Below are 11,204 nucleotides of genomic sequence, written 5' to 3'. Positions count from 1 at the left end.
TAGTAACTCGTTTAGACATAAAAATGCCCCCTTCAGAGTAGTAGAGAGTTTTTTTTATTTCTCTGTCTACTTTGAAGGGAGCATATCATTATTTATCATGTTTAGTGGATTGATTTTTACTATTGAACGTTTAAGGGCAACCGTTTACTGGGGAGCTCTAATTAATACAGGAGCATATCCGTCAAATCCAAATTTCCTGCCATTTTTAGAGAATATATTCATCATTCCATTTTTTCTGATTGGTATTGGTTTAATGTATTTTGCATTTAGAAAGGATCATTGAATTTATACATACAAAATCACAAAAAATTTAAAAGCTGATATACCTTTTTTATGAAAGGACCGGAAGCCCCCGTAGACTCCTGCGGCAGAGGAGCGACAGGTGAGACAACGTAGCGCGAAGCGCAAGTTGGCTCACCGCGCGGCCACAGAAAAGCGGAGGCGGGCGTTTAGGGACGTACAAACTGGACTGACCCCGACGGAGATAAAGGAAACACAGCGAACGCAGTGAGCTGATGTTGACTTATCGGACGAGGGGACGGGAAGTTTGCTAGTCCCTGCCCGCCGCAGCTAGACAACGGAAAGCGTAGGATAAGGACGGCCCGGTTCTTGAATTAAGTTTCTAAAAACAAAAAGCCCTCAAATGAGAGCTTTTTGTTTTTATAGTACTTCACCTGTCTGAATTGAGGTTTGTTCGCGGGTGCGTTCGGCATCTTCCGTTTCTTCCTCAGACATTTTCCACACTTCAAGATAAAGGATGTGATAACCTTCTACATCATTGACACGGAACACAAACCCCTGTTCATAGATCTCGTCACCAATTTCGACATCAAAGTTTCGGGTCATAAACCAGCCGCCAATGGTGTCGACGTCTTCTTCATCAATGTCGATGCCTAAAAGGTCATTGACATTTTGCACAAGTACTTTTGAGTCTAGAATGTAGTGGTGCTCATTGATCTGTTGAATATCCGGGATTTCATCGGCATCGAATTCATCCTGGATTTCACCGACAATTTCTTCGATAATGTCTTCCATCGTGACTAGACCTGAAGTTCCGCCATATTCATCGAGCAGAATCCCCATGTGCATTCTGTCTTTCTGGAATTTATGAAGGAGTTCATTGATCGGGATACTGTCGATTACCTGAATAATCGGATGGGTGTATTCAGCAACGGTTTTATTGCCGTTTTTCTGGTCTTCAATAAATGCGGTCATCAGTTCTTTCATATTGATCATGCCGGTGATATTATCTTTATCACCATCTTCTACGACAGGGTAACGCGTGTATTGTTCTTCTTTCATGACTTCAAAGACTTCACGCAGGGTAAGGCCGCTGTTCACACTTACAATTTCAGTACGTGGCACCATGATTTCTTTTGCCACGCGCTCATCAAATTCAAAAATCTTGTTAACGTATTTGTACTCAGACTGGTTGATTTCCCCACTTTTAAAGCTCTCGGATAAAATCATGCGAAGCTCTTCTTCGGAGTGGGCCATTTCGTGTTCTGATGCAGGCTTTAAACCAAAGAGGCCTGTGAACATTCGGGCTGAGCTGTTCAGGAACCAGATGAATGGATACATGATGCGATAAAACCAGATTAATGGGGGCGACAATAGCAAAGCGAGCTGTTCTGCTTTTTGAATCGCCAGGATTTTAGGTGCCAGTTCTCCGAACACAACATGTAGAAATGTAATGAAAGAAAAGGCAATTAAAAATGAGATCAGTGTTGTCAGTGATAATGATAATCCTAAATCCATTAAGACAGGTTCGAGCAAATGAGCCAAGATCGGATCGCCGAGCCAGCCAAGACCGAGTGCCGTTACGGTAATACCAAGCTGGCAGGCTGATAAATACTCATCAAGATTTGATGTTACACGTTTCGCAGCAAGCGCATTTTTTTGTCCTTCAACAATCAGCTGATCAATACGCGTGGTGCGTACTTTGACAATGGCATATTCCGATGCTACGAAAAATGCTGTAAGTGCTATTAGAACAGCGACCAAAATTAAATTGACGATCTCCAATGAAGCGAGGCCATTCCTTCCGGTACTGCTTATATAGCCGGGAAAGGAAGCCTCTCCCACCTCCTGTTAAGTTAGATAATCAGCGTTCGCTGATCGACATCTGTTTTCAGGAGAAATCCGCTCTATTTTCGCGAACAGGTGATGTCCGCTGAGTGAACCGCCTGAAAAGCGATGTCTGAATACGTAATTCCATGACGGTTGCCTACATAAAGTACATTCAGCTTCACAACCCCATCGGACATACCTCCATTCACGATATAATGCCTATATTCTACCACAGTGGATGTTTTGTTTTCTAGAAAATTTAGCTTTTTCGTGCTTATTTTCAATGAAACGTTTTTTATGGCACATCATGTCCAAGTGATGCCTGGTAAATGTGGAACCACTGGTGAGGTGTCATTTTATAGTCTTTCGCTTTAATAGCAGACTTTATCCGAGACATTTTGCCTGAACCGACAATCGGAAGAATGGTTGACGGGTGAGTGTATAACCAAGCATACAGAACCTGATCAATCTCTTCTGTGCCAAGCTCATCTCCAACTTCCTCAAGTGCCTTTCTTAAACGAAGTGCTTTCTCAGACTGGCCTTTTAACAGGTCGCCTCCAGCGAGTGGAGACCAGGCCATTGAAGGCAGTCTCTTTTCCTGCATCAGCTCAACTGTACCGTCAGAAAAGTTTTCCAGGTTAAAGGGGTTGAGCTCAATCTGATTCGTGACAAGTGGCTGTGACACATAGGATTCGAGCATACTCAGCTGGCTGCGTTTGAAATTTGATACGCCAAAGTGACGCACTTTCCCCGACCGATGCAGCTCGTCAAATGCTTGGGCAACCTCTTCCGGATTCATCAACGGATCCGGTCTGTGAATGAGGAGAAGATCAAGATAGTCAGTTGAGAGATTTTTTAAAGATCGTTCTACTGATTTTACAATATGTTCTTTAGAAGTATTGTAGTGATGGCTTTCGTGTTCAGGACGATTTTTTGATTCAAGGACAATTCCGCATTTTGAAATCAGCTCCATGTTGCTGCGAAGGGAAGGTTCTAGCGCAATAGCTTCTCCGAACAGTTCTTCACATGTGTAGCTGCCGTAGATGTCAGCATGATCAAACGATGTGATACCAAGGTCCATAACTTCTTTAAAAAATGTGAGTCGTTCTTCTTTTGATAAATCCCATTCGTTGAGACGCATCATCCCGTGCACAACTCTTGATAATTGAAGACCTTCTGCTAATTGGATTTTTTCCATATCTATTCCTCCTATGTTATGTATATTCCGCGGCGAGTAATGCATAAATAACGGCAATCGCTGCGATAAATCTGATCAAGGACTGTTCTGCCAGTACACCGATCAGGTACATACAGGTAATCAAAACATATAATCTGAGCTTTGCATGTTTCGGTTTTTCTCCAAGTAACAGGTGACTGACAGATAAGAGAATTAGTAGCGGCAACACATATAAAGCTGCTTTTACTGAGTCGGGAAGCAGCACAAATAACGGAATCAGTATGATTAACATCATCAGGCGAATCGTTTTTATTACCGAATTAAGCTTCATGCGAACCGCAGTACCCCTTTCCCATCCTAATTGACTGACAGCGCTCAGCTTACATTGATGTTTTATTTACGGTATGATAATACCATACTATAAAAACGTTTTCGTGATATATTAAACGGCTCAAAAAAGGAGGATAACATGAATTATTTATTTTCTGTAAAAGAAGCGGAACAACTTGATCAGCAGGATCAGCTTGGGTCATTTAAAAAGGAGTTTTACATAAAACCGGACCAGATTTATCTGGATGGAAATTCACTGGGGCTGTTGTCAAAAAGAGCAGAAAATACTGTTTTGCAGCTGCTGGACAGCTGGAAGAACTTCGGTATAGAAGGGTGGATGGAAGGAAAACATCCGTGGTTCACTTTATCTGAAACGCTTGGTGAGAAGACCGCTCCATTAATCGGTGCCAAGCCTCATGAAGTGATTGTCACGGGCTCCATTACGACTAATCTTCACCAGCTCGTTTCAACCTTTTATCATCCTGAAGGAAATCGTACGAAAATTGCAGCTGATGATCTTAATTTTCCATCAGACATATATACGCTTCAGAGTCAGATCGAGCTGAAAGGCAGGGACCCTGAGCAGGAATTAATCAAGGCAGGCTCAGAAGACGGTTATGTACTGTCATTATCAGATATTGAGAAAGTGCTGACTGATGACGTAGCGCTGCTTTTACTTCCATCTGTCTTATACAGAAGTGGGCAGCTCTTACCGATAAAGGAAATCACGGAGATGGCGCATCAAAAAGGAATCATTGTCGGATTTGACCTTGCTCATTCGATTGGGGCCGTTCCCCATGAACTGCATGATTGGGGCGTTGATTTTGCTGTATGGTGTAATTACAAATATATGAATAACGGGCCAGGAGGAACAGGCGGGTTATATGTTCATGAAAAACACCACGATAAAATGCCAGGATTAAAAGGGTGGTTCGGTTCTGACAAAACAAAGCAGTTTGATATGGAACATACCTTTACAAAAGCGGATGGCGCAGGCGCTTATCAAATCGGCACACCGCATATCCTGTCTACGGCACCGCTGATTGGAAGTCTTGAGTTATTTGAGGAAGCCGGGATGAACCGGTTAAGAGAAAAGTCCTTAAATCAGACCGCTTATATGATCTCATTTATACAAAAGGAATTGTCTGAAGAGGCTTTTGAGATTGTGACGCCGCTTGATCAAAATCAGCGTGGAGGTCATGTGGCACTTCGCCATACTGAAGCTGCAAGCATATGTAAAGCGCTGAAGGATGAGGGGGTCATTCCGGATTTTCGCGCACCGGATATCATCCGTCTGGCACCGGCAGCCATGTATACGAGTTACCAGGATGTGCTGGAAGGATTATTGAGACTGAAAAAAATCATGCACTCAAAATCATATAAAAACTATGAAAATAAGCGAAATGTAATCGCCTGACGGAGGATAATTTAATATGAAGATTATTGATATTTCAATGTCGTTATCTGAAAGGACAGCTCCATGGCCAGGCGATACCCGCTTCAGCTATGAGGTTTCCTGGGGGATGGAAGAGAGCGGATCGGTAAACGTTGGGAAACTTGAGATGAGTGCGCACTCAGGCACGCATATCGACGCTCCATTTCATTTTACAGAGGACGGAAAGAAGGTACATGAGCTTGAAATCGACCGTTATATCACGTCTGCAGCAGTTGTTGACGTAACAGGTAAAGAAACGATCTTTATTGAGGATTTACAGTCGAAACTTGAATCCAAAAAGGTCAATGCGATATTGTTAAAAACAGAAAGTTGGCGGGACCGTTCTGTATTTCCGGAGAAAATCCCTGTCATGGATCATAATGTTCCGTCATTCCTGGCCGACAAAGGCATCCGTCTGATCGGTTTAGACCTGCCGTCCGTTGATCCTATTGACAATAAAGAGCTGGAAAATCATCACAAACTGCTTGATAAAGATATTTATATCCTTGAAGGACTCGTGCTTGACCATGTGGAAGAAGGGGTGTACGAGCTGATTGCACTGCCGCTGAACATTGTAGGGGCTGATGGCAGTCCGGTAAGAGCCATCCTGAGAAAATAAATGATAAACAGAAAAAACCTGAATCCTTGTTGGAGGATTCAGGTTAAACAGCATGTGCTGACAGGTGCTGCTCAAGATCACGGATCCTGAGTGCAATATCGTCACAGATCTCCTGAAATAAAACCCATCTTGTAACAGGGTCAGCAGCTCTTTTTTCAGGATTTATAACATTCCAGGTAATAACTTTTTGAGAAATAGATGGTTCAAGGTTAATCCTTTCGTCTGTTTCTTCATCCTGGATCAGGACAATCAGATCAGCCTGCTGCAGATCGTGCCAATCTATAATGGAAGGATGAATATCTGTAATATCGATATTAATCTCCTTCATCGCTTCTAATGTAAGGGTGCTTTTTCTGGCATCCGCCCATCCGGCACTTTTGAAAATAGTGTTAGGGATATATAGGCGCGAAGCCCATCCCTCTGCAATTGAGCTGCGTTCATGGTTCGAAGAAATAAAGTAAACCACTCTATCATCCATAGGAACAGCCCCTTTCTTTCGTCTTTCTAATTCACTATACCCAAATATAATTCAGAATATGCATTTTGACCTGTTTATAGCCTATTCATTTGATCTTAAATGTGTTAGCAAGTAGAGTAATAAGGGTATAGATTTTTATTGTTGTATATTTATGTGATGCAGGAGGTTATGGTTATGAAGTTAAATTTAACTGCTAAAATCCTGATCGGGCTCGTGCTCGGTATGATAACAGGATTAGTTTTAAATGTATGGGCGCCGGATTTATTCGGCACGCTGGATACTTATTTATTTAATCCACTCGGACAGATTTTCCTTGGATTAATTAATATGCTTGTTGTACCGATTGTATTCTTCTCGCTTGTATTGGGTGTAGCCGGTCTTGGTGATACAAAGAAGCTCGGGAGAATGGGTGTCAAAACCATTGCAACGTTCCTGACTACAACGGCCATAGCAATCACGATCGGCCTGTTGCTTGCTTCAGCCATCCAGCCTGGTAGTAATGCCCCGCTATCACAGGAAGATAGAGATTCCGCCAGCTATGAAGCGGAAGAAACCCCGTCTGTTGGAGAAACATTGCTGGATATCATTCCTTCAAATCCAATTCAGGCTCTCGCAGAAGGTAACATGCTTCAGATTATCGCCTTTTCAATCTTCATTGGTATTGCCTTAACCGTTTTAGGAGAAAAAACAAAAGGAATTTATAAACTGGTTGAACAGGGTAATGAAATCTTCATGTATCTTGTTGGTCTGGTCATGAAGTTTGCGCCATACGGTACCTTTGGTCTGATTGCTTCCGCACTTGGTGAAGCAGGATTTGAATCACTGCAAAGTATTTTAATGTATGTGGTTGTCGTGTTACTTGCACTCGTGATCCATGCCATTGTGACGTACGGTTCGATCATTGCATTTCTTGCGAAAAAGAACCCGATCTGGTTCTTTAAAGGATTTGCCCCTGCCATGACGGTAGGATTCAGTACATCAAGCAGTAACGCAACGCTGCCGATTTCCATGGAAACTGCCCAGAAAAATCTGAATGTTTCCAAACCTGCAAGCTCTTTCGTACAGCCTTTAGGGGCTACGATCAATATGGATGGAACGGCGATCATGCAGGGTGTGGCAACGATCTTTATTGCACAGGTTTACGGGATTGAATTAACGTTTATTCAGCTCGTAACCGTCGTTCTGACAGCTGTTTTGGCTAGTATTGGAACCGCAGGCGTACCTGGTGTCGGATTAATCCTTCTGGCCCTTGTACTGAATCAGGTGGGTCTGCCTGTTGCCGGAATCGGACTGATCCTCGGTATCGACCGTCTGCTTGATATGTGTCGTACAGCCATTAATATCTCAGGTGATGCTGCAGTTGCACTATATATTTCTGAGTCTGAAAAGAAACGGAAAATTAAGCAGCAGCGCGGAGAGGCGTAAAATAAGAAATATTTGTGAAAACGTGTCCGTCTTTAGTGAAAAAAGGCGGGCACGTTTTGTGTTTTGTTAAAGTTTGGCGTTATAATCAGATTATGAAGTAGTAAAGGGGACGAGTAAGATGAACCTCGGCTTTGGTGAAATCTTAATTATTTTATTTGTGGCGCTTATTGTGTTTGGGCCTTCGAAGTTACCCGAGCTGGGGAAAACAGCCGGGAAGACGTTATATGAGTTTAAAAAAGGGCTGAATGAAGTCATGAAGGATGACAGTCCGAAAAATAAAAACAATGATCCCGGGAAATAAGGGGTCATTGTTTTTATTTTTCAAAAACCGGGCCTGGGCAGCCCTCTTTTCATCTCCGCCTTATGCTTGTCGGAGCTGGACGATTCGCCTCCGCTTTTCGGTGACCGCGCGGTGAGTCACCTGTGCTAGGTTGCGTTGTTTAGTATAAGGTTGTTAAATAAGTCAATAAAGTGGTCGAATACTTTCAAAGAGTGGTCAAATACTCCGGAAAAGTGGTCAAATACCCAGAAAAAGTGGTCAAATAAAGCTAAAAAGTGGTCTAATCACCACTAAAAGTTCCTCAGTTTAGTGCTTTCCGCTTCAAAAAACCGGACGCGAAGGCCCGGTTTAAATTGACTACTTATTTTTGATTTTTTCATAATGTTCAAGTGCGCGTTTTCTGGCTGCTGAGTGGTCGACGATCGGTTTTGGGTAGTTATCACCGAGTTTGATACCGGCTTTTGATAAAACGTCTTCCGGAGCAGCAGCTGGTTCATGGATGTATTTATCGGGAAGCTTTGCGAGTTCGGGTACCCATTTTCGGATGTAATCTGCGTCAGGATCGAATTTTTTCGACTGGGTAATTGGATTGAAGATCCTGAAGAACGGTGATGCATCTGCTCCTGATCCTGCTACCCACTGCCAGCCCATTGTATTGTTGGCAAGGTCAGCATCCAGAAGGGTGTAGGTAAACCAGTCTGCGCCTTCTTTCCAGTGAATGAGAAGGTCTTTTGTCAGGAAAGAGGCTGTGACCATACGGATACGGTTATGCATATAGCCGGTTTCCCAAAGCTCTCTCATTCCGGCGTCCACAATTGGAAAGCCTGTTCTGCCTTTTTGCCATGCCTTTAATCCCTCTTTATCATCCAGCCATTTAAAGGAAGAAAACTGATCGTTCATCGGGTCTGAAACGGTATCTGGAAAATGAACAAGCAGCATATAGGCAAAATCCCGCCAGACAAGCTGTCTTAAAAATGGTTCGCCTGCTGCTTCAGCTTTCTTTTTGATGTAATGCCAGGTGCTTCTTGGGGAAAGAAGACCAAGCGAGAAATAGGGTGATAGTGCTGAGCTGATACCCTCAGCGGGAAAGTCACGGCCTTCTTTATAATCGCCCAGGTTATTTTTGACAAACGCTTTAAATCTTCTGATCGCTGCTTCCTCTGAAACGGTCCAACGCTTTTCAAATCCATTTGTCCAGTTGATTTCAGGAAGTAGTTTAAGTTCATCAAGTGTAAGGGAGGTTCCTTTTTTAATTTCGGGAGAAGAAAGGCTTTTTACGCTCTTTAATGGAGCCGGAATATCATGTTTTTGCAGCGCTTTGTAAAAGGGAGTAAAGACTTTATAGGGCTCATCGTTGGCTTTGCGAACTTCCCACGGGGACAAAAGCAGTCTGCCTTCATACGTATTAACATCAATGCCCTGATCGTGGAGCTTCTCGCCAAGTGATCTGTCTGCATTCATCAGGTCTGGTTCATACTGACGATTCCAGAAAATCTTTGTGATGTCATACTCCTTAATAAGTTCCGGAATTATTTTTTCGGGATTTCCTTTTTGTAAAAGCAGGGTCCCACCCGCGTTTTCCAGACGTTTTTTAAACGACTCCAGCGCATGGTGATAAAACCATTTCTGGGCCTCTCCAACTTCTTCCCGTTCATCAAGAATAAATACGGGTAAGACTTCACCATTTTCTGCACCATGAAAAAGAGCAGGGTGGTCATGCATACGCATGTCTTTTCTAATCCAGACAAGTGACGTCACGTTATCACACCTCAATTATCAGTCTTTAGGTTTAATGCCATCTTCGATCAGGCTGAATAATAGATCCGCCCACTCACGGGGAGGAATCTGATCTGTATTTTGAATCAAAACAGTGTTGAAAAACACCCCGGCAATGAGGGATGTAGGAAGATCCTTTCGAATAGAGCCTTCATTTTTCGCCTTTTCAATCTCGACCAGCAGGATCTGAAACAGCTCCCTGGACTGTGCATCAAGCTTCTTTAGCTGCTCTTTTACATGAGGGGAAGCATTCTGGTCAAGTGAAGGGCGCATTTTGATCATGTCATATACCTGAGAGTATTCCATAAAAAGTATTAGGAGTTCTTTAAGCATCAGAAAAGAAGATGGCTGATCAGCAAGTGAGCGGATCCTTCTCATGACCTGCTCCATCAGGATGTTCATATAATCAGTGATCAATTCATCTTTATTTTTGTAATATTCATAAATGGTGCTGCGGGCAACATTGAGGTTTTCAGACAGAGCTTTAAAGTGAAACCCTTCATATCCCTTTTCGAGTAGAAGGTTTTCTGTTGCTTCCATCAGTTCCTCCATGTCCATTTTTCGCTGTCGCGCCATATCCCATCATCCTTTAACTGTATTCCTGACTATAGTATAGCGAAAGATTGGATCAGAGGGGAAAATGAAACGGTTTTACCTCATAACGAGAACAGGACAGCGGGCTTTTTCAACGATAGTTTCGCTGACGCTTCCAAGAAAGCGCTTCTGAAACGAACTTTTTTCTGTCCGGCCAACGATGATTAAATCTGCGCCTTTATGTATGGCGTAATCAACAATCGCTTCAGCAGGTGAGCCGGTCAGAGGATAAAACTCGGCATGAATATTCCTCGAATCAAGAACCTCTTTCGCAGAAAGCAGTGCCTGATTCAGCTTATTATTTTCATCCTGGCGTGTATCAAATTGTTCTTTTTCCATTGCAGGCTGATGATCAGTCTGAGTATTCATGGAATGTTCGTACATCGTTGAATCGCGGCGGGACTTATCAAGTGATACGTGTGTGATAATAAGTGAAGAATCAGGATGCAGACGGTGCAGTTCCACAGCTGCATCAAGTGCTTTCTGGCTTGCAGCTGTTGAGTCAAAGGCAACAAGAATCTGTTTGAACATGATATTCACCCCTTGAGGATCGTTTTTTCACCTTTACCCAATGCGGGCTTTGATTAATCAGGTCAGGCACCAATACACAATAAAAAAAGCCCCGTATGAACAGGGCTTTAAAACATAGGAAGAATATAATTGATTAAAAACCATATAATACCGATAAAGATGATCACATAAGCTGTGTACTTTATTAGCGTTGCGCCTACAAGACCGCTGTCCGACTTTTTCTCTTTATGAACTTCAACTTTTCTTTCATCAGCCATGTTCAATTCCTCCTTTAAGCAATTAGGTTCACGAGGAATACAATGACAACGATAGCGCCAATAATCATCAGGATTGTTCTTAACATCGGGAGTTCCTCCTTCATCATGTAAAAGTGTGTGAAAGCTTACTAATAAGATACCCAACGCCCCTTTAAACAAACCTGTATGTAAAATATATTATTTTGGTTTGAAGGGCCTGATGAACATACCTGCAGAGAAATTTGAATGTAAA

13 protein-coding genes are annotated in these 11,204 nt (G+C 42.8%); 5 read left to right on the top strand and 8 right to left on the bottom strand.

Features of this window, described 5'->3' with window-relative positions; genetic code table 11:
* The coding region (locus tag E2491_RS17610; RefSeq protein WP_208528061.1) for a hypothetical protein at positions 1–283 on the top strand (283 nt) is incomplete at its 5' end.
* Between the two features lie 377 nt (positions 284–660).
* Here the strand turns inward: E2491_RS17610 and E2491_RS09735 are convergent.
* The 3 genes from E2491_RS09735 to E2491_RS09725 all read right to left on the bottom strand — a co-directional run bounded on the left by E2491_RS09735 (position 661) and on the right by E2491_RS09725 (position 3,578).
* Positions 661–2,025: a hemolysin family protein gene (locus E2491_RS09735; RefSeq protein WP_134375398.1), complete on the bottom strand. Its 1,365-nt coding sequence runs from the start codon at positions 2,023–2,025 to the stop codon at positions 661–663.
* A gap of 340 nt (positions 2,026–2,365) precedes the next feature.
* Positions 2,366–3,268, bottom strand: a complete 903-nt coding sequence (locus E2491_RS09730; RefSeq protein ID WP_134375396.1) for an aldo/keto reductase — start codon at positions 3,266–3,268, stop codon at positions 2,366–2,368.
* Between the two features lie 16 nt (positions 3,269–3,284).
* Positions 3,285–3,578: a hypothetical protein gene (locus E2491_RS09725; protein WP_134375394.1), complete on the bottom strand. Its 294-nt coding sequence runs from the start codon at positions 3,576–3,578 to the stop codon at positions 3,285–3,287.
* Positions 3,579–3,716: 138 nt separating this feature from the next.
* On the opposite strand from E2491_RS09725, the gene kynU reads away from it, so the two are divergent.
* Positions 3,717–4,994, top strand: coding sequence for a kynureninase (kynU, locus tag E2491_RS09720; RefSeq protein ID WP_134375392.1), 1,278 nt, complete (start codon positions 3,717–3,719; stop codon positions 4,992–4,994).
* Between the two features lie 16 nt (positions 4,995–5,010).
* On the top strand, positions 5,011–5,631 hold the full coding sequence (kynB, locus tag E2491_RS09715) for an arylformamidase (RefSeq protein WP_134375390.1): 621 nt from the start codon (positions 5,011–5,013) through the stop codon (positions 5,629–5,631).
* Between the two features lie 43 nt (positions 5,632–5,674).
* On the opposite strand, the gene E2491_RS09710 is transcribed toward kynB, so the two are convergent.
* On the bottom strand, positions 5,675–6,109 hold the full coding sequence (locus E2491_RS09710) for a low molecular weight phosphatase family protein (RefSeq protein WP_134375388.1): 435 nt from the start codon (positions 6,107–6,109) through the stop codon (positions 5,675–5,677).
* A gap of 174 nt (positions 6,110–6,283) precedes the next feature.
* Between E2491_RS09710 and E2491_RS09705 the strand changes: the two genes are divergently transcribed.
* The gene (locus E2491_RS09705) at positions 6,284–7,534 is read left to right on the top strand and encodes a dicarboxylate/amino acid:cation symporter (RefSeq protein WP_134375386.1); all 1,251 of its coding nucleotides are present in this window, start codon (positions 6,284–6,286) and stop codon (positions 7,532–7,534) included.
* Between the two features lie 118 nt (positions 7,535–7,652).
* The gene (locus E2491_RS09700; RefSeq protein ID WP_134375384.1) at positions 7,653–7,835 is read left to right on the top strand and encodes a twin-arginine translocase TatA/TatE family subunit; all 183 of its coding nucleotides are present in this window, start codon (positions 7,653–7,655) and stop codon (positions 7,833–7,835) included.
* A 336-nt stretch (positions 7,836–8,171) separates the two neighbouring features.
* Here E2491_RS09700 and E2491_RS09695 read toward each other — a convergent pair whose 3' ends face one another.
* The 4 genes from E2491_RS09695 to E2491_RS17465 form a co-directional block, all read right to left on the bottom strand.
* Positions 8,172–9,572 (bottom strand): cryptochrome/photolyase family protein, encoded by a 1,401-nt coding sequence (locus E2491_RS09695; RefSeq protein ID WP_256369351.1) that lies wholly within the window; start codon positions 9,570–9,572, stop codon positions 8,172–8,174.
* Positions 9,573–9,590: 18 nt separating this feature from the next.
* Entirely contained in the window at positions 9,591–10,166 is a 576-nt protein-coding gene (locus tag E2491_RS09690; protein ID WP_134375382.1) for a TetR/AcrR family transcriptional regulator, read from the bottom strand.
* A gap of 75 nt (positions 10,167–10,241) precedes the next feature.
* Complete coding sequence (locus E2491_RS09685; protein ID WP_134375380.1) at positions 10,242–10,715, bottom strand: universal stress protein; 474 nt, start codon at positions 10,713–10,715, stop codon at positions 10,242–10,244.
* A gap of 107 nt (positions 10,716–10,822) precedes the next feature.
* A complete protein-coding gene (locus E2491_RS17465; RefSeq protein WP_166805841.1) occupies positions 10,823–10,972 on the bottom strand; it encodes a hypothetical protein in 150 nt (49 codons plus the stop codon).
* Positions 10,973–11,204: the final 232 nt, after the last annotated feature.

Source organism: Jeotgalibacillus sp. R-1-5s-1, from assembly GCF_004405105.1.
Classification (GTDB): Bacteria; Bacillota; Bacilli; order Bacillales; family Jeotgalibacillaceae; genus Jeotgalibacillus.
Note: the sequence above shows the minus strand (reverse complement) of the source record. Positions and strands in the feature narration are given on the sequence as shown.

What these genes read in the sequence shown, in the direction of transcription:
- E2491_RS09730 (WP_134375396.1), bottom strand. Translation starts at nt 3,268, where the DNA reads ATGGAAAAAATCCAATTAGCAGAAGGTCTTCAATTATCAAGAGTTGTG.
- E2491_RS09725 (WP_134375394.1), bottom strand. Translation starts at nt 3,578, where the DNA reads ATGAAGCTTAATTCGGTAATAAAAACGATTCGCCTGATGATGTTAATC.
- kynU (WP_134375392.1), top strand. Translation starts at nt 3,717, where the DNA reads ATGAATTATTTATTTTCTGTAAAAGAAGCGGAACAACTTGATCAGCAG.
- kynB (WP_134375390.1), top strand. Translation starts at nt 5,011, where the DNA reads ATGAAGATTATTGATATTTCAATGTCGTTATCTGAAAGGACAGCTCCA.
- E2491_RS09710 (WP_134375388.1), bottom strand. Translation starts at nt 6,109, where the DNA reads ATGGATGATAGAGTGGTTTACTTTATTTCTTCGAACCATGAACGCAGC.
- E2491_RS09705 (WP_134375386.1), top strand. Translation starts at nt 6,284, where the DNA reads ATGAAGTTAAATTTAACTGCTAAAATCCTGATCGGGCTCGTGCTCGGT.
- E2491_RS09700 (WP_134375384.1), top strand. Translation starts at nt 7,653, where the DNA reads ATGAACCTCGGCTTTGGTGAAATCTTAATTATTTTATTTGTGGCGCTT.
- E2491_RS09690 (WP_134375382.1), bottom strand. Translation starts at nt 10,166, where the DNA reads ATGGCGCGACAGCGAAAAATGGACATGGAGGAACTGATGGAAGCAACA.
- E2491_RS09685 (WP_134375380.1), bottom strand. Translation starts at nt 10,715, where the DNA reads ATGTTCAAACAGATTCTTGTTGCCTTTGACTCAACAGCTGCAAGCCAG.
- E2491_RS17465 (WP_166805841.1), bottom strand. Translation starts at nt 10,972, where the DNA reads ATGGCTGATGAAAGAAAAGTTGAAGTTCATAAAGAGAAAAAGTCGGAC.